Below are 23,714 nucleotides of genomic sequence, written 5' to 3' on the forward strand. Positions count from 1 at the left end.
AGCCCGAGATAGTCATGCCTAGCGCGTCCAGCCTACGGCGGAAGACGGCCTCGAACATCGTTGCGCGGCATGGATGGGGATATCGCATGAAAATGGTCTCAAGGTTTCGCAGAACCTATTTTGACCGCTAAGAGTGCAAGTAAGAATCGCCCATTTGAGGAAGCCTAGGCGAGAAACGGTGCCCCTGGCTTCTGGAAATTGTCCACGACCTCCCACTCATCTTGCCACCTTGGATCAACTTCCAGATCAACCCGACGGAACGCAAAGCCTCGTTGCCGTGTCCATTCCATCACGCCGTAATTGCCCGTGTTCAGATTCTTGTATTCCTGTTTTCGTTTCCCAGCGGCAATCGCACGCGACCGCATAAGCAATCGTTTGTCGAGTACAGAGACGTTCACGTATTGGCTGCCTTGAAAACTCGTTTCATTGAAGCCGTGCCGATGACCAAACAAAAAGAGTGGAATCCCGGGAAAATCGTTCTGCGTCTTCGATAATCGGTCGTGGGTTACGACAATTGTTCTGGAGTTTGCCCACTCTGACGTCTGGACGACATCAGATAATGCGGCGCGGTTCACCGCTTGGGCGGTTGCTGATACCGACAATAGATCGTGTTGGTACCGGTTGAACTCATCAGATTTCTCTATTTTGTTACTATCATCAATTACGGCATCGAGTTGCTTGCGTCGCCGCTTATCGAGAGCGTCCACTTTGGCTTGCGAAGGCTTCCTGCGCGAGCCTGACATCAAGTCTTGAAGCGCGGCCGTATACTCTGCTTCAATGACAGATATAGCGTGTTCCCTGATGAAACGAGCTGCGTTCAGTTCAGATATGACGGTCGTATGCCCATCTTCCACTTCTTGCCGCAAACGAACTGCAACGGGATTTTTTCCCCAACCCGCAGTGCACCCACTAAAGCCCACAATACGGAGGTCGCCTAGGGCGAAGGGGTTCAGATGTAGATGATAGCAGTTGACCCCAAACGACTTGTCATAGTCGAGCCCATGATCCCAGTTTCCATACACATACAAAACTGGGCATTTGAACGAACTGAATACATCGAAAATTTCCTTTGTGTTGTTAGAGCCGATGTCTCCCGCAATAATCAACGCATCATATTGGTCGGTTTCCTGCGACCGCATCCTCTTGGCGGCGACGAGGTTGTCATGAATGTCGGATGCGAGGAGGATTTTCATCGGAAACAATCTCGTCTGCCATATTTTATGCTGACCTTTTCTGTGCTCGATTCTCGCTTGCGGCCAATCAATTATTATTCCGCCTTTAATTGCGGTCGTTCGTGGCCCAAATACTTGAGTGGCAACGGAATTTTTCTCCATCAGAACAAGCCATGGGAAACCTTTTGAACGTAGAGGTCAACCAGATCACGGAACGGACACCATTCAGCATGAATCTGGCGTATGCAATCGGGGATATCCACGGCAGAGACGATCTCCTCCGTCCGCTCCTTGCAGCGATAAATGAAGACGCGGCCGATAGCGCTCGACGTTTCATATTCCTCGGCGACATCGTTGACCGTGGTCCAGACAGCAAGGAGTGCATGGAAATCGTCAACCAGACGATGTTGCTGCATCCAGGCTCCAAGTTCGTGCTGGGCAATCATGACGAGCGCTTCTGGCACGCCATCAGCGGCATTCTGAGACCAGACGAGCAGGCTGCTTGGCTGGAAGATTTTGGTGGCTGGCAAACCGTCGAGGCCTATTGTGGCGGTCACCGACCATCACTTCCTGAGTTTACCGCGCATTTTCACGAATTTTACGATCATCATCTCGAAATGCTGCAGTCAGCTGTCGACAAGGTGGAAACCACAAATTTCTGCTTCGTGCATGCCGGTGTTCGGCCAGGCTTCAAAATGGCAGATCAGGACCCTCATGATCTGCGATGGATCAGGGATGGCTTCATCGAATTCACCGGCAAGTTCGAGAAGACTATCGTACACGGACACACCATCACCGATAGTGAACTTCCTGAGGTGCACGGGAACCGGATAGCCATAGACACCGGCTCCTACCGCACTGGTCGGGTTTCTTCAGCTGTCTTCGTTGACGATGAACTCGCAGGCTTCATCTGTGCCGAGAAGATAAACGGCAACCCGCTCATTCGCCGCTTTGGCGCTAGAATGGAAACGCAAGATCAGACCGCTGCCAAGGTGACTGCCGTCTAAGGCTATGTTGCCGCGCTCGCTGACGCGGCCTTCGCCTTATCTGTCCAGAACTTCAAACTAAAATTGTTCAAGTGTCCGTCCCGATCAGGAACCGCTGTGAACGTTTCCGGAATTTGGTCTCCATCGCCACCGCCGCCGAAATAGTCCCTCAGCGTGTACAGGGCGCTTTTCATCATATGCTCCCAGGTCGATGACAGCTCGCTCTGACGGATTTCCTCCTGCTTCGCTTTGCTCGGTTTCCGCTTTGGTTGTGGCTGCAGATAAGACGGCCGAGGAACCACCTTGTGGTGAAATGTGATGCTGCCAAAGTTCCAGTCGTCTTCGACCGCTTTCCGCCAGCGGTAAGAGATCGTCACTGACAGGTTGTTTGTGAAATGATGCGGCCAGTAGACCCCGTCGTCGACGAACCAATACGGGCGCTGACGCTCCTCAATTTCCATCCGATCTTTCATTCGGCTGAAGGCAAAAGATAAATCGGAGCCCCTACGCCTTGCGTAACTGTGGGTCTCGTCCCTCTTCTTTGCAGACTTCGCGTCCCTGTAGGCGTTCAGTGCCTTCTCGAAATAATGCAGTTTGCTCGCGACGTACTCACCGCAGTCGCGTAGCCTGAGCCGGTAGAGGTCTCCAATTCTTTCTGTTCGAATGGCTTCGTCGATCAGTTTGGATAATTCGCGTTCATCTACGCCTTTGATCGCCTCGATTTCTCGTTGCTCCAGATTGATTTCACCCATTGGCCAAATCTCCTGCACTTGCTGCTGATGCTGGGTGGAGCAAATCACGAAAATCGAGCTTGACGCAATCATTTTTGTTCTCTATTTGTTCGAATTATGAAAAAGATCGCTCTGCACACCCTACGACTATCGCTCTGATCCGCCGCCTCTGCGGAGGCTGAGATTATTTGCGTTTAGGGTTTTGCGTATGAGCAGTCATTTGTCGGCTCCACCGGAGCAGCCGGTGTCATCAGTGGCACCTTTATTCCCCCTTCACACAGTTCGTTGCGATGGCCCTGCCGTTTTCCGCAACCAGTTAGCCCGAGACATCGGATGCCTGCTGGATGTGGATGACGATGTCATCTCTTGGTCCTGTGGGACCGTCGAATTGGCTATGGACGGTGTCACTCATGTTCCAGACCTGGTTGCCGAAAGCCAAAGCGGGATCGTTCTAATCGATGCGGTCACGAAGGCCGGACCTTCAGCCATAATCACTGAAATGGCTGCGGCAGCCGGATACCAATATCGCCCGTTATCCAGACCGGAATTGCCCGCCATCCGATTGCGGAACGCGAAGGATTTGCTGCGGTACGCGCGATACAGTGTGACTCTTGATGACCGTATTCGTGTCCTCGCGGCCCTGGATGAGTGCGGCACAATGACTTTGGCTGAATGCCTATCCGGCTTTCGCACGACGCAGCCCCTACCGGCTTTTGCGTCAATGGTCCTCCAGCGCTTCATCGCCATCGATCTTGATGATGCGCTTATCGGACCCGAATCCACCGTACGCCGCTTTCGTGGCTGACCACTGGAAATTCGTATTGCGACACCGTCGCCGGAAACAATCCAATGTCGTTTATCAAAAAGAACATCAGCGTCACAAAATCAGTTCGGGACTACGCCCTGTTCTGCACATTCAAGCATGCACTGCGTCGTCATCCTGTCTTCGCGTCGGGTCGTGCGGGGCTGGTGCTACTGAATGCTCCGGAAGGGTATTCACCTAAAGACTATTCGAACGCGATACTGGCCGAACTCTACCCGGACGATAATTTTCGCCGGACCGACGCCGGGTTCATGTACATCTTCATCCACGACAAGCCATCCAAGGCTACAGGCGAATATGAAGATGAGTGCCAAAACAAGGCAAGGTCAGTTATTGTCGTCGAACATGGCGCGTCTGTACCGCAAGAAGTAATTCTGGGCGCAGACATCATTGTCGATATATTGCCAATCTCTGCTCGCGACTTCCAAGCAGCCTGCCACGTCGTTCTGGGAATGAAGGTTAGCGAGCATGAAGCCAACCGCATCCTGCAGTACCCACATAATCACGTTTGGGCAGCACTGCGGCGAGGACGGCCGGTTTCCGACGTCATACGTCGGCTGTCCGAAGTCATTATCGAGCAGGACTTAAGCGCACCGAAAAAGCCCGAAAGGGATGTGCCTCCATTGTCAATGATGCACGGGTACGGAGATGCCAAAGAATGGGGCATCAACCTGGCACGGGATATCAGCGATTGGCAAAACGGAGGCATCACCTGGGATGATATCGACAGGGGTATTGTCTTGAGCGGGCCTCCCGGCGTGGGCAAATCGATCTTCGCAAAAGCGGTAGCAAAGGAATGCGATGTCAAATTGATAGCCACGTCCCTGGGACGTTGGCAGGCTCGTGGGCATCTCGGCGATTTGTTGAGGGCCATGCGTGCAGACTTCGCTGCCGCCAAAGATGCTGCGCCAGCCATCCTGTTTATCGACGAGATTGACTCAATAGGAGACCGGGAAAAATTCACGCACGACAACAAGGATTACAGCGTTCAAGTCGTGAACGCATTCTTGGAGTGCCTCGACGGACTGGACGGTCGTGAAGGTGTCGTGGTTGTCGGCGCGACCAACAATATTGCCAGAATTGACCCTGCGGTCCTGCGTGCTGGCCGCTTGGATCGCCATGTCAAAATACCGTTGCCGGATGGGCAAGCGAGACTGGCAATCCTGCACCAACATATCGACGGCATTATTTCAATCGACAGGCTCGCACCATTGCGTGCTTCCACGGTCGGTATGACCGGTGCCGATTTAGCCAAGGTTGCTCGCGATGCTCGACGCTTAGCCCGACGTGAAAAGCGAATGCTGACTGTCGACGATCTGCGTGCTGCATTGCCAGAAGTCGTCAGGATCGAAGGCGAGTATCGTCGATCCATCGCCGTGCATGAAGCTGGGCACACAGTTGTCGGGAACGAGTTGAAACACGGAGCTTATCTGGGCACCCAGATTGTGGACCAAGTGGTCATGAATGGCTCAGATCAGAACGGGGGAGCGGCCTATTTCGATCTGCCGAGAGTGTCTCGACGTGACCGTGATTTCTATCATGGCCAGATCACCATTATGCTCGCTGGACTGGCGGCAGAAGAAGTCGTTCTGGGGAGCACCAGTGACGGCGCAGGTTCCGGCAGCAATTCCGATCTGGCCATGGCAACACGAGTGGCAACGATCACCGAAACGATGTTCGGTATGGGAGCCAGCTTCCGCCACAGCCCGGCAACAAGCGATGAAGAATTGGAAAAGCTGAGAGCCGGTGATCGCGAACTGGCTTTCCGTGTCGACTGCAAACTCGCCGCTCAATTTGCTCGCGCCAAGGAAATCCTGGAAGGCAACCGTCCGCTGCTCGATGCTGTCGCTGACGCACTCGTGAAAAATGGGACGCTCACGCCGCAACAATACGAAGAGTTGGCCCGGCAGCATCAGGTGGGGCAAATGGAGCAGGCGACTGGAGTAAGTGATTTAAAAACAGATGCTTACGAAGCCAGCAAGTCGTCGCAGCAGGACAGTCTGAGCGGGGCGGCATAGTTGTCGCCGGTCGAAAAATTTCGACCGGCCTAAAACCGTCGGCCAAAAGTGAACGATCTATGAAATGAGGTTTTAGCCATACTTGAGAAATGCAGATGACTCCTCGGTACCGCGTCGCTTAGGCTCCCATCACGTTTGAATGGAGAACCAAACCGTGAAATCGGCAGCGCAAACACAACGAGGTCTATGGGCGTCAAGCCTGTAAGTGCGCTGAGTTCTTCTCGGCCGCTCACAGGCCGAACGTCCGCCAAAGCCAACTCTAACAGTGGAACGGTGGATATGAACGTGAAGAGTATGACATCGCCGATTTATCTGTGCTGCCTTGCGACCCTGTCGGGTTCCGAGGCAACGACTTGGCTCGTCCGCAAGCTCCTATCGCACATCGCGAACTGAATTCCGAAACAGTCCGAAGTGTCCAAGGCTCAACCCATAGGTTGCGCCAATGATGGAGCATGCCATGAAGTATCCGGTGTCTCAATTCTTGCGTGGCGCAACGCCCGTTCAATCTACCGAGGTCGTCGCCCTCGGTATTGCCCGTGAACTGATCCTGAAAATAGCTGAGCTGCAGGAAGCCGCGAACTCTGCCCAGCACAGTCTCCCTGTGTCTTCGGGCGAGGGAGGCGCACAATGAAAACTGGATTTGAACCCGGGAGCGGGCCCGTTTTTGAGCCCCCGCGCCGTGTCATGCATAAAACTCTGCCTGGCATCTTTCCGAGCAAAAAGGTGCTGGGCGGGTATGTGCGAACGAAATCGCCGCTGATGATGGACGGCTTGTACCATCTGGACACCAATCCGGATGTCGTCCGCATCCTGCCTTACCCGATCCGGATCGAATACCCCTCAAACCAGGATCAGGATGTCTTCTGCATGCGTGACCATACCTTTCAGATGGGTGTGGAACTGCGCACGGGTGGACGTGTCTATATCGATTATGAACCGTACAACATTCAGTTGGAACGGCCCTGGATTGCTGATCGCACGGCAAACCTGGTGCAGGTGACGCGGAACGAACTGGGCGCAAGTTATGCCTTGCTCGACGAGCGGACGATCTACATTCAGCCGCGCTTTTCGAACCTGAAAGTGATGTGGACACATCTGCATGTTTCTGACGATGAGGCACTCATGGCTGTTCGTCGGGCCGTTCAAATCGTCGACCTGCCAACGACCATCTCTGCGGTCCGTCGGCAGGTGAAAGTGTCTGGCGTCAAATTCGAGGTCCTGGACCCTCTCGGTCACGTCATAAGCCAGCGATCCTTGGAGGAGGTTGATCGCGTGTTCACGGCCATCATGCAGATGATCAGCAAGGGCGAAATCGACATCGATTATTCGAAGCCCTTCGACGATTCATCTCTGCTGTTCGAACGTCGTTAGGAGCGCCGCATGTCAATTCGTGAACACCCTGGTGCATTCCTGAATCCCGAATCCCTGCCGGTCATCATGACCGCAGACGAACTTGACTTGCCGTTGCCTGAAAACGGCCAGTTCCAGCAAAAGTATGATGTGGCGGCGGGCACCCGGTACAACATCTGGTCGGGAGACCGGATGCGCATCGGATATTACGTCGTGCAATCCTGCTCGAAAGATGACCGCTTTGGCGTGGTGATTACGATGAACAATATCGTGACCCAGAGCACCCTTCATCTCACTACGTCGCAGCTCGTCTTTCTGGAAACACATAGGCGGCTGAGACAGGAAAACGGCAAACGAGTGAACGAAAATGCGCCGGGTGCTGCATTCCGATATACGAATGCTCAGTTGGCCAAAGGCAAGTTCTATCTGAGCTATGTGGAGGCCATCCTGCGCGCAGCGGAGCGTGAAGGTGTAGAACCCAAAAGGGGATTGATAGAGCGCGTCGCAAAGGCCCACGCATTGGAGCGAGGCGATATCCGCCCACCTTCGTACAATACGCTCAGAGAGAAAATCGATAATTATCTGCAGGCTTCGTCTGACATCGTCGGTGCCTTGTGTCCCGGCATCAGCCCGGGAAATCGGCGCGATCATTTCGGAATGCAGGTGGAGAACCTGATGGCCGATGCCGTGGAAAAGGCATGGCGACTGGATAAGGGTGATTGGCGGGACGTCAAGAAGTTCTTTCTGGCATCGTTGCATGAGCGCCCAAATCGTCACCTGCTGGAGAAGCTCTGCAACGAGAAAGGGGTGCTGATCGAACCAAGCGACCACACCCTCCAGCGCCGGTTCGGTGATATCGACAAGTTTCAAAGAGCGCTGTGGCGACACGGAGTGGACTATGCTCGCAGAAATTTCAACATCTACATCACTCAGGCACTGCCGGACCATCCGCTCGATATTGTCGACGTCGACTTCACCCCTATCGACATCGTTGTCGTCGATGATGAGCGGCCGATCATTTACGGGCGTCCCCACCTAATCGCTTTTCGCGACCGAAAGACCGGCTCGATCCTCGGGTATTCCATTAGCTTCAAGGGAGCGTCGTTCGAGCATTTCCTTGAAGGTCTGGTGCACGCGATCAACCCAAAGGATATGTCGCAGTTTCCTGGCTTGGAATGGAAACAGTTCGGCACCTTCCGCAGACTCGGCGTCGATAACGACATGGCGCTGATCAACGATCATGCCCGAGAATCTCTGGCGCAACTGGGGATACAGCTGATCGAGTATCGGCCCGGGCATCCGTGGGAGAAGGGCGCTGTCGAGCGCCTGTTTCAGACAATGAACCAGGACATCATCCACAACCTCCCCGGATCAGCCAAAGGGGGGCCGAAGGAACGTGACTCATTTGCGGACAAAAACCCCGACTTGCCCATGCTCAAGCTGTCGGAGCTGAACGAGTTCATAGTCCGGTACATTTGCGGCGATTACCATGTGAATCCGCACAAGGGTCTCGGCTTGCTCAAAACCCTGGACGGGATTCCGAACCAGCTCTGGGATGACGGAATTCGCCATTCCCACGCACGGCGTCCTATCGATCCTGATGTGATCACCCGAATGATCGGCAACACAAAAGACATCATCGTTCGCCAGGGCTGTGTACGATGGGACAACCTCATTTATTGCCATCCCGATCTCGTGGTCATCCAGTCTGATGCCCGCAATCGTGCGGCAGTGCCAGGGGTTCAGTCGACGACCTACAAAGCTTGGCGCAACCCGAGCGACCTTGGTCAGATTTACGTCCTGAACCACCACACAGGTCAGACTATCGAAGTGCCGGTGCAGGAAGCAGACGCATGGTATGCGAAGGGACTGCGCCTGTATCAGCATCAAAAAATCATGGCATATCTGCGCGAGCAAAATCGGGATGCCCGGGACTTTCGCGGTGCGTACCACGACTTCGCCAAAAACCTCGAAGAAATCAACAGGATCAGGGTGAACAAGCGCACCCGGCAACAGTTGGCAAAGTTCCACACGAGCGCCACCAACAAGTATCGGCGTACGCGCGTTGTCGAAATCGATCACAACGACCCTTCGGGTTCGGTGCCGATGAGCCTTTCTACGGTTGTGAACGAAGTCCCCGCAGTACAGCCGGTTCCACCAGCCCCGCGTCCCATCACGTCTCCCGCTCCTGACGTAACGCCACCGCGCCAGGAGGACGGGCGCAAATACTCGTTCGACCTGAGCCAGGACGATGACGATATCTCCAATTTGTTCAAGCGTAAGGATGATACCGAATGATTTATCCGGATTTCCACACTAGGGCCTTCGAGACCGACGAAGAGCGACGGGCGGCTGCAAACCTGCCTGCGGCAACCCGGCAGTCGATGATCAAGAACGTGCTCTATCCCTATGAGAAATTCGTCGAAATCAGCAATAAGATCATGAAGTTTCATCGTCCCGTAGAAGGCGGGGAGCCGGATACCGGATGGATAGCAGGACTGCTGGGTGAATACCGGTCAGGCAAAACGTTCATCCTGCAGAACTTTGCACGGCAATTTCCACCTCGTTTGACCGACAACGGCTTCGAACATGACGTCGTCTACGTCCAGGCCCGTCAGGATTGGGATTCGCTGGAACTCGGAAAACAGATTTATATGATGACCGGCGTTCCTGCCGTTCCCCGGCTGACCATTGCATCGATGAACTCGAAAGCGGCCAGGCGTCTGATCGAATGCAAGACGAAGCTGCTGATCATTGACGACGCACATTGCCTGTTCGGGGCGGCAGGCAAGCGGCGTGCGGTGTACGCCTCACTCATCAAGTACCTGGTCGATCAGGCCAATGCTTGCAATGTGCTCTTGGCTGGCCCTGCTAGTATCGAGAGTCCGATGGAAGCCGATCTTCAGATGAAGGGACGAGGTGGATTTCCGCGTTACCGCGTCGAAAGCTTCGATCCCAAAACCCCCGAGGGGCGCAACAAGTTTCGCATCTTTCTGCATGGTGTGGACCAGCGTCTGCCATTCCGGCAGCTGTCCGACCTTGCCGCTAAACGCTATCTGCCGGACCTTCTGGAGATGACCGATGGGTCTCTGGGATTGGCGATGAATATCGTCATTGCCGCCGGGTACGAAGCCATCAACGACGATTCTGCTTGCATCATGCCCCATCACCTCCGGTCTGCGGCCGAAGATCGGTTGCCGAGTGGGAAGACTTTCCAGCCATTTGCGGAGGTCCAGGCCCAATGACGATTGCCTTTGATTTGCGGACCGCACCATTCAGCAGGTGGGATGTCATCAATCAGGTGACGGAACCTGCTCACGGATACTATGCCCGTTTGGTTTCAGCGGAAGGGCATACGAGCGTAACGTCGTACAGCGACTGGATCGATGTACGGGCTCGCAATGTTAGCCCTGAGCATCTGTTGGACGTTATCGAGAAGCTTCCTCTGTCGGCTGACCGCTTGAACAGGTTACGTCGTGCGACACCAAGGCGTCACGGCGCAAAAGTGATGCTGTGCGATGAGGTATTTCGTTACAGCGATTTTTCCTACACCAGGCGTCGCTGGTGTCCCGGTTGCCTTCACGAGCAGCCGTTTCATCGGGTTTGGTGGGATATCCAGGCGATCAGGCGGTGTCCTTCCCACAGGACGGCTTTGGTCGACACGTGCGCCGACGGCAAAACGCTGCATTGGTGGTGGCCAAACTTCGATATCTCACCCGATGGCGAGGCTCTTGGTCGCCCTATGGCGGTTCATGCTTTGGGGGCAACATTCGAAAGCTACATCCTTGGTCGCCTGGGCTATGCCGACAGGCTGTTTGCACCTATTATTGATACCTGCGACGCAGGTACGGTTATCGAGGTCTGCGATATCATCGGGCGGTTGCTCAGCAATCCTTGGTCGGCCGATCTTCCCGAAATGCCGTCAGACGCTACGGAGGTTGGCTTCCAAGCTTTGAGCCGTGACGGCCCTCATCTGGTGGAAACACTGCGAGCCTGGATTCGTGTGCGAGTGCCAGATGCCATGAAGACACGTGGATGGACCATTGTGTTTGAATGGGTCCGAATTCAGCAAAATGCCCTGGAAGACAGAAAGATCGCCGGGGTCGTAAAAACAGCAATTCGCAAGGCTCTCGCGCTCGAAGCTCGTGGAGCCGTGGACCCGATCCAGTCTGATGATTTCTTGAAGGAAGAGATCGGGTTGACGGAGTTGGCTGCCAGGATTGGGGTCAACAGAAAGGGTCTCCCTGCCGTGGCGGATGCACTTGGGCTTCGGCCAGAGCGGGAATGGTACCGCGCCCCGGTCAAATTCGATCCTGTAGAGGCTGACACCATCGAACACCATGTGCGTCGAATGATGACCCGTGTCGAGGCAGCCACGGCATTGGGTATGGCTTCACAGGACATCCAGCCACTCGTCGATGCAGGCTTTCTCAGGTCGTTCAGCAACGTTATCGGAGACGGGCCTGTCGGCCACCGTTTCCTGGTCCGCGACATCCAGAAGCTCTTGGACTTCACAGGTGGTTTGCCACAGATGAAGCACGCAAAATCGCGGTCCCTCACCACCTTCGCACGGAACGAGGGGTTGCGTATGGGCGATGCCGCAGTGAAGGTGATGAGCGGCGAATTAGACTGCATTCGAGGCGAAAACGGCAAGCCCGGGTTTCGGGCTGTACGCGTGATTATCCGAAACCGGCAATCGCATTAACTAATCATTTGATCGATTAAATATGCCATGACCTAAAGCGTTATTTCGACACGCAATTGTCCAGCGAGTCAGCTCTTGCCCCGTATACAACGCTGGCAATCATGAAACTTATGATGAGCGCGAAGGCGCTGTGAAAGCGGAGGCTTGAGCGTAGAATGAGTAAAGGGCGGGAAAATCCCACCCTTTACTCATAAAAATTTTTCGATGTCGGAACCATCAAACGCAGAGTTTCGTCACCTTGACTCGCACCCTACAAGCGTCCGATCCCTGCTTGTCCGAAGACTAAGCCTACATTTTTATCCAGCCCGGGGCGTAAGTCGGGCTGCAAAGATAGCCGAAACCATCTTCAGTTACCTAAGTAAGGAATCTCTCCCCTTATGTCAAGACTGCCGAACACGCCGACGCTTGCGCACGATCTCCACCTTCACTTGCTCGGCACGTTTTACGAACGAAATAGGTTGAACGGGGCTGAAAGCCGATACCACGATCACTTCTCTAGCGCCAGCATTGCGAAGCATCTCGGCCAAACACGCTGACGATTGGCCACTTCCAATCGTGTCCTCGATCAGAACGACCCGTGCACCAGCGATTCCTTCAGGGATGGCGCGGGTGTTCCTGAGCTTGAAAGGGTTAACATATTGGCGAAGAGACATTGGCAGGTCCTTCATCCGGAATGGCTCCTTCAGCGCGAACTTACCGAAGCGATTGATCTCGTTGATCACGTCGGAAATGATTCTCCGATCATCGCTCCCCATCTTCGCGGCAGTCTTTCGACGCATACAGTCCGCCAGCACGTCCTGATAGCTCCGCTTTTCGAAGACATCGAAAATCAAGCATTCCCGCACGCCCATGATACGATGAAAACGGCACGCCAAGAAACGTGAGAGCTGCGATGCAGATGGTGTGTAGAAAATATAAGATATCGGACCGAAAGTCCGGACGCGGTCTGCAATTGTCTTGAAGTTAGCCTCCAACTCTTCGTGCAAGAGCTGACAAGAACCAGCGTCGATCTGAAAATCTTTAAGACCTTTAATCGCGTAAACGAGAGGATTTCCGTCGGAACCGAATTCGCGGTTACCACCAATGCGCACAAAAGCTGAGTGGAGGAAGTACCCGTCACGCTTTTCGAAAAACGGCAATTTCGGAGATTTTGTAACAACATCCCTCTGATGATCGTTGGTCACTCTGACGGTGACCGTCTGATCTTCATTCTGAATACATTCAATACCCATTTAAGAAACTCAATATCATCTGCCTGCTCAATGAATGGGCGTCAAAAGGGAACGCCTTCAAGTTGTCCCTATGTAATTCATCTGGTGGCTTTATTGAAGATCAATGCTGACCATCGGACAGATTGCGGTCGACCAATTGGCGTGATGTGTTCAATCGCAGCGGCTGTGATTTGAGCGCGATGAGCGTCCCCGATCAAATCACGCACCTCGATTTGAAGCTGTCGATTTCATTAGGCTTGGAACGAATAGATCAGCTTCGTCCTGCAGAAACATCGCATCGATCAATTGGCCGGTACTCTCGGCCGTGTTCCGAGCCAATCGAGGCAGTTCCTTCTTCGACTGAGCGACATTGTCCAAGGCGATCTGCTGATCTCTTTCGTCAACGTCGATACGGACAATGTTGCGCCTCTGAACGAGAAGACCCGCCTGGCCGATGGCGTTTTTCGACTGGGCACGTGAAGCCATCTTAAAAAGGGGAGGAACACCTACCGATATTCCCCACCCATTTATTCCGCCCGTCAGCTGCGACTGCTTTAGATTCAGGACCTCTTCCCCAGTTCCCAAAGAGAGGATTCGGATATTCTCAAGCGGCACATCGTAGCACGCGATGACATCGACTAGCGCGTTCATGACCGGGTTGTTGGCCCAGACACCACCATCAATCATGATGTGTCCGTTATTGTCGACTGCTGCAAAATAGGCCGGAGCCGCCGTCGTGTGCAAGGCCGCGTCGACAAACGTTTTGTGGCGATCTGACTGATAGTCCGGATGATGAGGCGTCTTGTAGATGTACGGCTCACCATGCACTGCCTCGAAGGTTGGAATGACCAGCCTCGTCGATGCGTCATTCAGGACTTTGCCGCCGAAAATTCTTAGAAGTTCATCCTTCAGTATGCGCTGGTCGTGTTTCGGCTTGGTGAGAAATCGTACAGATTTCATTAGGCCTCCAAGCCCCTTTGGTGCCGGAAAGATTGTGTCTCCGCGCTCGGTATAGATTTCCAGCACCTGCTTGGCCGTCATCCCATGTGCGAGGCCCAGCGCGACAATCCCTCCGGTCGACGTCCCCGCGATCATATCGAAATGTGACGTGATGGCTTTACCATTCAGGAAGCGGTTTTCGATTTCAGCCAGGTAGGCTGCCGGGAAAATGCCCCTGATGCCGCCGCCATCGACGGAGAGTATCCGGAACAGACGATCTTTGGGCCAGGGTTGCTTTTGACGGCCACGGTGATTAGTGCCGTCAGATCGAGGCGGTGCGATATAGTTCATGCTAAGGTCTCCTCGGGTCCTGAGGTCGCATGGCGTCCCCCGCCGGACCAGACACCCGTCATCAGCCAAAATTCATAGAATGCCAGCCACTCAATGGTCCACGGAATGATCTTGTCAGCGATCAGCATCGTGGAATTCCATTCATCTGTTTCAGGATCGAAGAGGCAAAGCGTCGGATCGCTGGACGGCCCATACACATGAGGAAGAGAGCCCTCTTCATTTCCCGGCAAACGTTCAAGCGTTGGCGATAGGACCCGGACCTGTGGGTAGGTTCCCACAACGTATCGAATTTCGATCCGATACGTTGTGAATTGCGGCTTCAAGATACCGGACCATGTCGCAGAGCGAGCGACGCGGTCACGCTTTCCGACCCGAAACATGGGCCATGCAGCAGCCATTGCCTCGATCTGTTGCTCGATGGTTTTGCGCTTGGCGTTCATTCGATGCGATCCCCGAAGTAGGTGTGGGGTGATGCTCGAACAGGAGAGGTGTATGCCGTTGCGATAGGCGCTCCCGCAGATGCAGGAACGAGAATGCCACCACGCTTGGTATATCTCTGAGTGCCGACTGCTGCTGCCGCCTGCGCATCCCTTGCCATCATGTCGACTGCCTTGGTCACAACACGGTCACCAAACATATCGCGCAGCCAATCCTGAAGCCTGTTGGCCAGCATGTCGCCAGCAAGGGCGGTTTCAAGGCCTCGGATCAGTTCCTTCAGATCGTTGGCGAAGCGATTTTGCTGGTCGGCATTTTCAGGCCAACGGTCTGTGAAAATGTCATCAGCATAAACCGGATTTGCAACATGCAGCAGACGACCATAGAGGGAGGCGTTCTCAATATCCCTCACGATGTTGCGCGAGACCCGAAGGAGCATTTCGCTCAACGAGCTTCCCGATGATGCCGACATGGCGCAATAATAGGATAGCATGACGCTCGGCGGCATCCTGCCCGAGCGATTGGCATACCGGATGTTTCGGTAGCGCTTCAGAAGCTGAAGGACCAAAGTCGCCGTATTTTTCACGACAAACTGTGTCTGAACTGGCACTGGATCGACATCGGCATCGGCAAGTGCACGATCATAAGCTGCCCACTTGTTAGAAAATGCTGCGACGACCCGGCGTTCAATGGGCGTCTTCTTCTTGTACCACTCGACGAAGCCGTAGGCGTTCATTGGCACTGCGAAGTCCTCACGGGACGCAGCTGGACCACGGGCATGCATGATGACACTCTGGCGCTCAGGCGAACCCCAATCACGAAGCGAGGGTGTGATATCCAGGTGCATGTTGTCGGCGTAATAGATGGTCACGCAACGAGTTTGGCGGACGACAGTTAGTCCACGGTACCCGATAAGGGCCTTTTCAAGTTCAGTCAGAATGTAATTCGGTGACCGTGAGGAAAATGCCGAGCCCAACTGAGCAACGATATCCAGATCATATTCGTCATCGGTGCCACGGGTTGAGATAGTGGCGTCAATCGCCATCGAACCCTGGGGATAGAAATGCTCGATCTGGCCGCAGAAAGACGAACTGGTTGCTTCAAGATGCTTCCGTACAGCGTCGTAGCGACCAACGGCCTTCTCGTGCAGCGATGGCGGAAGCTGCACACTGAATGCGATCTCCGCGAGGATGGCATCGACGCGATCTGAAAAGGGGTCAATTCCGTCGATAGTCGTGATGTATTGGTTCAATTGTCTTCTCCAGTTGTTTTGTGTGATGCGCGTCGTGTTTGCTTGTCATCGTCGTTCTCCCCTTGCTTGCTCACCGAGTTCGCTAAAACTTAATTAAAAAGTTCGCTACTCCGAACTAGAGATATGATTCTTGATTTCCGAAGTCAAGGGCTCTAAAATATGCCTACTCCGAACCTGTGGGAAAACGAAAAAAAGAGAGAATCGGATGGCGCAGAACACCTTTGGAGCGCGGATTAAAGCGCTGCGTACAGAAAAGAAGCTGACGTTGGATCAACTCGGCGAGCTGTCGGGCACATCGAAGAGCTACATCTGGGAATTGGAAAACAAAGCCCCGCCTAGGCCGTCTGCGGAGAAATTGTCTGAAATCGCAAAGGCGCTCGGGGTCACAGCGGACTATCTCATCGGGAGCGATGATACGACCCGCAAAGAGGCCGAAGATATTGCGTTTTTCCGGCAGTACAGCGGGCTGCCGGACGAGACCAGAAAGCACCTGCGTGATATGGCTGACTCCCTGGCAAAAATGACCAAGAAATGAGCCGTGACGTGACCCCGAAGCCGATGGTCGAAGCAAACCGCATTACGAAAATGCTTGATCTGGTTTTTGGGGAAGATCGATTTGATCGTCATCCGGTCGATGTGGAAAAATTAGCCGTTGAATATTCGCGGCAGATCGCGCCGCACTCGCCAATCCATAAAGTTGTTGGACAAGATTTACCCGGCTGTGTCGGTGCCTTGGTTTACAGCGACACCGCTCCTCGGCAGTGGGGTATTCTCTATGATAGGGAGCAACCCGAAACCCGCCGGGCTTTTACCGTCGCGCACGAGTTTGGGCACTATGTCCTACACCGGGGACTGGTTGAACAGGATGAGCGCTTCGATGGAGGGATTTATTGCGACGAGAACAGTGTTGATCGTCGTGCGGGGGAGGGTATCGAAAAGGAAGCAGATCAGTTCGCTGCCGCGCTATTGATGCCCTTTCACGATTTCAGAAGGCAGATTTCATCGAAAGAACAGCCGAGCCTTGAACGACTGGGGGAGGTGGCCAGGCGATACGGCGTGTCCCTTACGGCTGCGATCTTGCGATGGTTGGAATATACAGAGTCGCGTTCGATGCTGATCCTGTCAAACGAGGGTTTTGCTCTCTGGGCGAAATCAAGCGAGCCAGCGTTGAAATCCGGTCGCTACATTCGCACCAAGAATGACATGTTCGAGTTGCCACAGTTGTCGGCTACAGTCCGTCAGGATTTTGATCTCAGCATAGGGGCTAAGCATCCGGCCGGTGTCTGGTTCAATGAGGCAGCAACAGAATTTTGCTTTCGCTCAGATCGCTACGATCAGGAAATCACCTTACTACATTTCAAAAACCTGGGACCACGATTTCAGTCCGAGGAAATGGTGGAGGACGTCTTCGACCGGTTCAATCCAAGGTAATGACTGCTAGACGTACGGAATGACATCACAGGCATCAATGTTGTTAACGGTTGATTGCCAACCGTTCATGGTCATTCAGCAGGTCATTTTCGCCTATGCGATCAGTTTCTTCACCCTTGCCGCATCTTCAGAATATCCCATTTGCTGATACAGGGCGAAGGGGGAGGAACCTGGCTGGACATTCGCAGAAGTCTACGAGTTTATTCATCCGTCGAAGCGAAAAGGCTATGAGGGTTGGGAAAACGCTGACTACGGCGACGACCGCGACGACGAAATATGATTTCGACGGCAAACAATCCCGGTCATTATGCAGGATGCTCAAACCGTGCCCCTCACATCAATTCTACCATTCCAACCGCTCTTTCATAAGCCCGATGTAGGCGTATGGCGTGTCTCGATCTCCCGCCTTCGCGTTGAGGGAAAAGGTTGGACCAAAATGGATCGTAAGAGCGCTACCAAATACGGCACTCTGCCAGGAGCCCGTCGCCCCGTACAAAGTAGCACCGGCGAAGATCGCAGCTGGAATGTTGAACCTGACCTCCAAATCCCACAGATCAAACAAGTGGTTTGACTGCTTTGCCACGCGTATCTGATCTTCGATTGCTTTTGTTAAATTTAACATTGCAGATTTATTGGCAAAGTCGGGATCGGGCGATTTCAGGGAGTCCAAATATAACTCGCATACTGCGTCCAGCAGCGCCAAGCGCTCACTGTTATGCCGCCGTTTGAACTCGTAAATTCGGTCATACGGAACTTCATGTGCTGGCACGGGGAGACAACGCATGAATCTCAGAAATGCGCCCCTGTTCTGCACTACGTCGGCATTTGGGAGCTGCGATGTATCGATATGGCCGCAGATGGACCAAGCCCCTCTATCCTGTCGCTCTCTTTCCTCGAACGCTCTTAAGCAATTATCAGCGGCTCTTGCGAATGGCGAGGTGTGACGACTGCTCTCCATGACCGAGCGGTCCAAGAAGGGAGCCGCACTTTCCGACTCAGGTGGTAGGTGACAATGCTCGGGATAGTCGACTTTATCCCAATAGGTAAGGCAGAATCTGAGCAAGTGAGCATTCGCATAGACATAAGGTGCACGCCCCATGTAGCACTTGGAAAGGTCTACACATTCCCGCAGCACGATCCCATGCATCTTTATCCTGCCCCGATTGACACTGACCTCAGTTTATATTCGTCGCTCACTTGCGCAACCGCGTCCTGTTCAGACTTTAACAAAGGTTCACGATGGAAGGCTGCGCGTTGAAAGTCTTCGCATGAGATCACCGTCAATTATAGAGGAGCAATCAAATCCAATAATCGGCAACAAACATCGGCAAAACCGATTTTCCATACGACCTAAGTCATTGAAAAAACATTGCAAATTTCTTTTTAAAGATCGGCAAATCGGAGCTTTTTGTATGGCTAAACAAGATCGGCAATCAACATCGGCAATTCTGTTGATATATGCGCCTTAAGCTACTAATGTTAAATAAGTTTCAGGATTTTCAAGATCGGCAAAAATATGGAAGAAGTACGCACTCGCATTGAACCTGCCTTTTTTGAAGATAGCATTCCCCCGATTCTAGCTGACCTCGTTGTAGAGATACAGGGCGCGGCGTCACAGTTGGGTCAAAGCTTGAACGAAGATGCCGCATTCGAGCTATCAGACCTCGTCCGCGTGATGAACTGCTACTATTCAAACTTGATTGAGGGGCACAACACTCGCCCTAAAGATATCGAACGTGCATTAGCGGGTGCACAGCTTGAAGAGGCGACACGGCCACTGGCGCTGGAGGCCAAGGCCCATGTTGTTGTTCAAAGAGAAATTGACCAACTGAACAGGCTTGGCAAGTTGCCTATTCCGACATCTGCAGAATTCATATCCTGGGTGCACAGACGCTTCTATGAAGAGATGCCAGCTGAATTTCGTTTCGTTGAACAGGCTGACGGTAAAAGGTTTGAAATCGTTCCTGGGGTCTTCCGCGCAAGAGCGGAAGATGACGTTTCCGTCGGGCGGCATCAGCCTCCATCATCCCAGTATGTTCTCGCCTTCATGAAACATTTCTCAGCGAGATACAAAAGCGCCCAGACGGGCGCAACGAATAGAATTATTGCGATTGCGGCAGCTCATCACCGCCTTAATTTTATACATCCCTTTACTGATGGAAACGGACGGGTCAGCAGGTTAATGTCCCACGCGATGGCACAGAATTCGGGGATCGGCGGGAAAGGCCTATGGTCGATTTCTCGGGGTCTTGCGCGAGGTCTAAACGACAAAACCGAATACAAGCGCATGATGGACCACGCCGATCAACAAAGGATGGGTGATAGAGACGGTCGGGGAAATTTGTCAGCGAAAGCACTCCAAGACTATTGCGAGTGGTTCCTTTCGGTAGCTCTCGACCAAATTAAATTTTCGAACGTCGTATTCGCCTTTGACACACTGGAAGCGCGTTACAGGAAATTGGCTGAAACCCTGATAGACGACAAGCGGGCACCGGATGTGATCTCTGCCGTCTTAAAACACGGAACGATGGATCGTGGAGACATTAGCCTGATCACAAAAACCTCAGACCGCACCGCTCGAAACACGCTGAAAGAATTACTAGACTTTGGGTTTCTGAAATCGTCGACGCCTAAAACTCCCGTACGCATCGCCTTCCCACTGGATTACCGGGACCGACTCTTCCCAAATTTGTTTGCAGATGTTGAGGTGGACGCGCCTGCGCCCAAAGTTCCGGCGTTTCTCATGAAAAGCGAAACTAAATCCAAAGCCATCCCGCTGACGACGGCATCGCCAGATGTGGAATTCCAAAAACGCATAGATTTCGTCCCGATGCTCCTGCAGACGATGGGCATACAGTTTATCATTGGAAAAATTGCCGCTGAAGCACTCGCAGACAGCGGCGGACAAGAGGTTGATTGGCGTGATGTCGAAGATCGCGTGATCACCGAAGCTATTGGCGAGCACGGCTTCTCTCGGACGGCTGTGATCGACGACTTGTCGAAGTTTAGTCCCGGTACTCTGACCGAAAACCAAAAAGATGACCTCACTATGAGAGTGTACGAAGCAGCTCCTTACCTGGTGGCCAAATACAATAAAAAGTTCGAAGGCAAAGGACCGAAACGCTGATATGCAGCCACGCTTCGGCACGAAAGGGATGCGAAGGTACAAATCATCGTCAGGGTTCTAGTTCAGCTCACCGTCACTTGCGAACTTTAGTCGGTTTTTAGGCCGCCTGGACGCCACTCCCGGCTGTATCGTTTTTCAATATGGAATTATGTTCAAACGTATGTGGTGACGGACCCCTGTTTGCTCAGGGGTTTGAGGCGACGCGCTCAAATGAATGTGGCGACTGCGTCTAAAAAATTAGGATTTTCAATGCGCCTCTGTTCGAAGGTATGTGGCGAGCGGCAAAACTAATAATTTCAATTAGTTAATTTGTGCTTGTTGTAGCCGGACGCGGATTTCCGGAATTTTGACACCGCGATCCGGAATTTTGGTTTTCCGGGAGGAATTCCTAATTAGCGAATGCGATGCTGATAACTTCTATCCTTGCCGGTCAGTCATCAATCCTTAAAGGACCAAAACCTGCCCTGTCGGTTTAACGAAATCGTGTCCTTCCACGTTGGTGTAGAGGCTCGTCTCTCAACGTTCTTTTCGTTTCTAAGGTCAAGCTCCCGCTCGCTTACGAGAAATGCAGTCACATCGGCAATGTCGGCCAGTCGCGCCGGTGTCTCGTTCGCTATGGACTTCACGAAAGCTCCGTAAGGAAGCCTGTCGTCTTGGTGTTGTTCGTGTAGCCGCTTTAGGAAATCTTCTGCCAATCTCTCCCGCATTAAGGCCCTGTCTGCTTGGCCAAACAGGAAGTCGGGAGCGTTATGTGGATCGGCTTTCGGGTCGAACCCGAGCATCTCTAATCCTCCATGTCCCATATGTAATGATTGATTGTTGATCGCCCAGTGGCTGTCCACCATAACGTTCCGAGCTTTCACGTGGTGGGAAAGGTGAAGGAGCCAAAGATCCTTGCGGGCTTTCTGAGAGCGCAAGAAAAATGGGCTCTGAAATGTGGTCCCGGTTCGAAACTTGAGGTGTTGGAGAAGTAAGCGTTGGATAACGTAGCGTCCGCCCCAATCGGCCTTCAAACGAAGAAACTCACTAATTTGTGCTTCGGAAAGTTCAATTGGCGCGGTCCGCTGGACGATTGCCGGATTTTTCGACAGGTAATCGATCAGCCATCCAACAGCGAAAGTAAGAATGCACTCTGCTGCTGAAAAGCGCAGGATTTGCCTGACAATTTCTAGATTTACATCCGTGTAGCCGAGCTGGTCGAGAAGAAAGATCGATCGGCCGACAGAGCCGCGAGTTCTCTTTTCTATCCGCGCTGAAATGGTTGGAAAGACGTCTTCGAACTTCGAGTTATGAAGGAAGATCGTTTGACCAATTTTCGCGGAGTAACCGTGCGTCTTCAACTCTTCGTGGAGGAAATCTATGTGGTCTTTGTCGCTGTCGACGAAGTGAAATTCAGCGTCGATGTCAAGTTTCTGATTTCGGCCTTGGTTCGCTCTCTTTTCGGCAGCTTCTACCGCCTCTAGGAACAGCAGAGGTGTGCCTTTCACAAATTGTCCGTCGCGAACGAAGCGTCCACCACCACAGAAGCCATCCACCAGTGTGATTCGTTGCCGCGTCTGTGCAGGGCTGACCAGAATGGCTGGGAAATAGCTTTCAAGATAAGCAGAAATCAGTCTGAGTTTCGCGTCGCTGTGGTCCTCAAGAGGAGGAGGCGTAGCGCCCGGTTTCCAGCCAAACGTCTTAATTGTTGTAACTCCCACCATTTACAGGCAGTGAGTTGTGATTGAGATGATTCGTCAAGCGCGCAACTTGAGATCACCTTCCTTTATCTGGGGAAATTCTCGGATCAACTCTCCGTCGAGCAAGCCACCACCTTTACCAAACTGGTCGAGCTCCTTGATCAAGTTGGCCGGGCACCCTTCTTCCTGGACCAGTGGGTTGTTTGTTGCTGCACCCCACTGCTTGTGGAATGGAGCAATGCCGAAACGGCGGCAGTCGGCAACAATATCGCGTGCCCACTGTGCCATCATCGGTCGTGCGCCAGGTCCACTTTCGCCTCCGCTGATTAGCCAATTCGGCTTCGGATCATCTTCCGCGAGCCGCAGCGGCCCGATCGCAGGTTCATAGGATACGAACCACACTGCCGCAGGAATTTCAGAGATGAACCGTTTGCGCTGCTCAAAACGAGCTTGATCTTCTGCCGTGAAACCGAGCCAAACGTTATGGTAGCCTTGCGTGCCCCAATCTGGTGGGAGCATCTTCTTGATGTTCTGTGGCCTCTTCGTAAGAAGCTGCCAATCCAAGGCAGGTGTCGCCTTGATTACTTCGAAGAGATCCGCACGCCATTGCGGATCTGCCTGGTTATCAAAGACGTCTGCCAGCGAAGCACAAAACACGCGCTGCCGTCGGCCGTGCTGTGCAGCAAATTGAGCCGCCTTTTGCTGCCAGATATGAGGGGCTTTCCAATAAGCCTCGGTTGTTCGCTTTCGCGGCGAGTTGCCCCATTTGACGTGGCCGGATCGTTTCGACCAGGCCTCTGCATAGCAATTGTCGCAACCAGGGCTAATGTTGGTGCAACCGGTCCAGGGGTTGAACGTGTGGTCGGTCCACTCAATAGCTGAATTCATGGCCATCGCACGTCTCCCTGCACCAAATCACGCTCATTCTACCTTCAACTTTTATGGTCACCAAAGACTTAATCGTAGGACCTAAAGTTCGAGATTATGATTTCCTTGACCTCCTTGATCCGCCCCTGGCCTTGAAGCGAATAGCTGCAATCCACCTCCTGGATCTCGAATTTTGAAAAGGTCTCAAAGACCTCTTGAAGGGCGTTCAAAGACATTATGAAGCGGCCTTGAAGCCGTCCGAGAACGTCCGCCATCTCCGCAAACTCCTCCCGGCTGAACACGGCCTTGCCGTAATCATCCTCGCAGCCCCAATAGGGTGGATCGAGATAGAAGAGTGTGCCGGGGCGATCATATCGTTCGATGAAGGCGCGCCAGGGCAGGTTCTCGATGACGACGCCTGCCACGCGCTCGTGGATCTCTTCAAGCTGCGGTGCGAGCCTTGAGAGATTGAACCGGCCACCGTCCATGGTCACGCCGAGGGTCTGGCCCCGAACCTTTTCGCCGAAGGCCAGGCGCTGAAGGTAGAGGAAGCGGGCGGCTCGCTCCAGGTCGGTCAGTGTTGATGGGGCTGTTTGCGAACACCCAATCGATTCCGCTCAAGGGCGCGGATCGCCGG

General features: G+C 53.2%; 21 protein-coding genes. 11 read left to right on the plus strand and 10 right to left on the minus strand.

The genetic code is table 11. From position 1 onward, the window contains the following. Positions 1–164 precede the first annotated feature (164 nt). Positions 165–1,334: a metallophosphoesterase family protein gene (locus Q2T52_RS10140; RefSeq protein ID WP_302076601.1), complete on the minus strand. Its 1,170-nt coding sequence runs from the start codon at positions 1,332–1,334 to the stop codon at positions 165–167. 23 nt (positions 1,335–1,357) lie between these two features. On the opposite strand from Q2T52_RS10140, the gene Q2T52_RS10145 reads away from it, so the two are divergent. Further along, complete coding sequence (locus Q2T52_RS10145) at positions 1,358–2,179, plus strand: metallophosphoesterase (RefSeq protein WP_302076602.1); 822 nt, start codon at positions 1,358–1,360, stop codon at positions 2,177–2,179. A gap of 2 nt (positions 2,180–2,181) precedes the next feature. Here Q2T52_RS10145 and Q2T52_RS10150 read toward each other — a convergent pair whose 3' ends face one another. Next, positions 2,182–2,910, minus strand: a complete 729-nt coding sequence (locus Q2T52_RS10150; RefSeq protein ID WP_302076603.1) for a hypothetical protein — start codon at positions 2,908–2,910, stop codon at positions 2,182–2,184. Between the two features lie 325 nt (positions 2,911–3,235). On the opposite strand from Q2T52_RS10150, the gene Q2T52_RS10155 reads away from it, so the two are divergent. From Q2T52_RS10155 to Q2T52_RS10185, 7 genes are all read left to right on the plus strand, one after another. Further along, positions 3,236–3,694, plus strand: coding sequence for a hypothetical protein (locus Q2T52_RS10155; RefSeq protein WP_302076605.1), 459 nt, complete (start codon positions 3,236–3,238; stop codon positions 3,692–3,694). A gap of 44 nt (positions 3,695–3,738) precedes the next feature. After that, positions 3,739–5,730, plus strand: coding sequence for an AAA family ATPase (locus Q2T52_RS10160; protein WP_302076606.1), 1,992 nt, complete (start codon positions 3,739–3,741; stop codon positions 5,728–5,730). 457 nt (positions 5,731–6,187) lie between these two features. Further along, complete coding sequence (locus Q2T52_RS10165; RefSeq protein ID WP_302076607.1) at positions 6,188–6,361, plus strand: hypothetical protein; 174 nt, start codon at positions 6,188–6,190, stop codon at positions 6,359–6,361. A 128-nt stretch (positions 6,362–6,489) separates the two neighbouring features. Next, positions 6,490–7,101: a hypothetical protein gene (locus Q2T52_RS10170; protein ID WP_302076608.1), complete on the plus strand. Its 612-nt coding sequence runs from the start codon at positions 6,490–6,492 to the stop codon at positions 7,099–7,101. Positions 7,102–7,110: 9 nt separating this feature from the next. After that, complete coding sequence (locus Q2T52_RS10175; RefSeq protein ID WP_302076609.1) at positions 7,111–9,378, plus strand: TnsB C-terminal domain-containing protein; 2,268 nt, start codon at positions 7,111–7,113, stop codon at positions 9,376–9,378. Beyond that, positions 9,375–10,325: a TniB family NTP-binding protein gene (locus Q2T52_RS10180; RefSeq protein ID WP_302076610.1), complete on the plus strand. Its 951-nt coding sequence runs from the start codon at positions 9,375–9,377 to the stop codon at positions 10,323–10,325. Before Q2T52_RS10175 ends, Q2T52_RS10180 begins: the two co-directional genes overlap by 4 nt. Next, the gene (locus tag Q2T52_RS10185) at positions 10,322–11,785 is read left to right on the plus strand and encodes a TniQ family protein (protein WP_302076611.1); all 1,464 of its coding nucleotides are present in this window, start codon (positions 10,322–10,324) and stop codon (positions 11,783–11,785) included. The genes Q2T52_RS10180 and Q2T52_RS10185 overlap by 4 nt, the downstream gene beginning before the upstream one ends. Before the next feature lie 380 nt (positions 11,786–12,165). On the opposite strand, the gene Q2T52_RS10190 is transcribed toward Q2T52_RS10185, so the two are convergent. From Q2T52_RS10190 to Q2T52_RS10205, 4 genes are all read right to left on the minus strand, one after another. Further along, positions 12,166–13,017, minus strand: coding sequence for a phosphoribosyltransferase (locus Q2T52_RS10190; protein ID WP_302076612.1), 852 nt, complete (start codon positions 13,015–13,017; stop codon positions 12,166–12,168). Between the two features lie 198 nt (positions 13,018–13,215). Next, positions 13,216–14,286, minus strand: a complete 1,071-nt coding sequence (locus Q2T52_RS10195; protein WP_302076613.1) for a CBASS cGAMP-activated phospholipase — start codon at positions 14,284–14,286, stop codon at positions 13,216–13,218. Then, positions 14,283–14,726, minus strand: a complete 444-nt coding sequence (locus Q2T52_RS10200; protein ID WP_302076614.1) for a type II CBASS E2 protein — start codon at positions 14,724–14,726, stop codon at positions 14,283–14,285. Before Q2T52_RS10200 ends, Q2T52_RS10195 begins: the two co-directional genes overlap by 4 nt. After that, complete coding sequence (locus Q2T52_RS10205; protein ID WP_302076615.1) at positions 14,723–15,973, minus strand: nucleotidyltransferase domain-containing protein; 1,251 nt, start codon at positions 15,971–15,973, stop codon at positions 14,723–14,725. Before Q2T52_RS10205 ends, Q2T52_RS10200 begins: the two co-directional genes overlap by 4 nt. A 205-nt stretch (positions 15,974–16,178) precedes the next feature. Between Q2T52_RS10205 and Q2T52_RS10210 the strand changes: the two genes are divergently transcribed. Beyond that, positions 16,179–16,508 carry a helix-turn-helix domain-containing protein gene (locus tag Q2T52_RS10210; RefSeq protein WP_302076616.1) on the plus strand — a complete coding sequence of 110 codons (330 nt, stop codon included), beginning with the start codon at positions 16,179–16,181 and terminating at the stop codon, positions 16,506–16,508. Then, positions 16,505–17,404, plus strand: coding sequence for an ImmA/IrrE family metallo-endopeptidase (locus Q2T52_RS10215; RefSeq protein ID WP_302076617.1), 900 nt, complete (start codon positions 16,505–16,507; stop codon positions 17,402–17,404). Before Q2T52_RS10210 ends, Q2T52_RS10215 begins: the two co-directional genes overlap by 4 nt. Before the next feature lie 343 nt (positions 17,405–17,747). Here Q2T52_RS10215 and Q2T52_RS10220 read toward each other — a convergent pair whose 3' ends face one another. Further along, positions 17,748–18,551, minus strand: coding sequence for a DUF6236 family protein (locus tag Q2T52_RS10220; RefSeq protein WP_367187291.1), 804 nt, complete (start codon positions 18,549–18,551; stop codon positions 17,748–17,750). Between the two features lie 369 nt (positions 18,552–18,920). Between Q2T52_RS10220 and Q2T52_RS10225 the strand changes: the two genes are divergently transcribed. Further along, a complete protein-coding gene (locus Q2T52_RS10225) occupies positions 18,921–20,531 on the plus strand; it encodes a Fic family protein (protein WP_302076618.1) in 1,611 nt (536 codons plus the stop codon). Between the two features lie 437 nt (positions 20,532–20,968). Here Q2T52_RS10225 and Q2T52_RS10230 read toward each other — a convergent pair whose 3' ends face one another. The 3 genes from Q2T52_RS10230 to Q2T52_RS10240 all read right to left on the minus strand — a co-directional run bounded on the left by Q2T52_RS10230 (position 20,969) and on the right by Q2T52_RS10240 (position 23,685). Further along, positions 20,969–22,234, minus strand: coding sequence for a three-Cys-motif partner protein TcmP (locus Q2T52_RS10230; RefSeq protein ID WP_302076619.1), 1,266 nt, complete (start codon positions 22,232–22,234; stop codon positions 20,969–20,971). Between the two features lie 33 nt (positions 22,235–22,267). Next, positions 22,268–23,104 (minus strand): DUF5131 family protein, encoded by an 837-nt coding sequence (locus Q2T52_RS10235; protein ID WP_302076620.1) that lies wholly within the window; start codon positions 23,102–23,104, stop codon positions 22,268–22,270. Between the two features lie 62 nt (positions 23,105–23,166). Beyond that, positions 23,167–23,685: a DNA adenine methylase gene (locus tag Q2T52_RS10240; protein ID WP_367187296.1), complete on the minus strand. Its 519-nt coding sequence runs from the start codon at positions 23,683–23,685 to the stop codon at positions 23,167–23,169. Positions 23,686–23,714: the final 29 nt, after the last annotated feature.

It is taken from the genome of Rhizobium oryzicola (assembly GCF_030504645.1).
In the GTDB taxonomy this organism is placed as follows: domain Bacteria; phylum Pseudomonadota; class Alphaproteobacteria; order Rhizobiales; family Rhizobiaceae; genus Neorhizobium; species Neorhizobium oryzicola.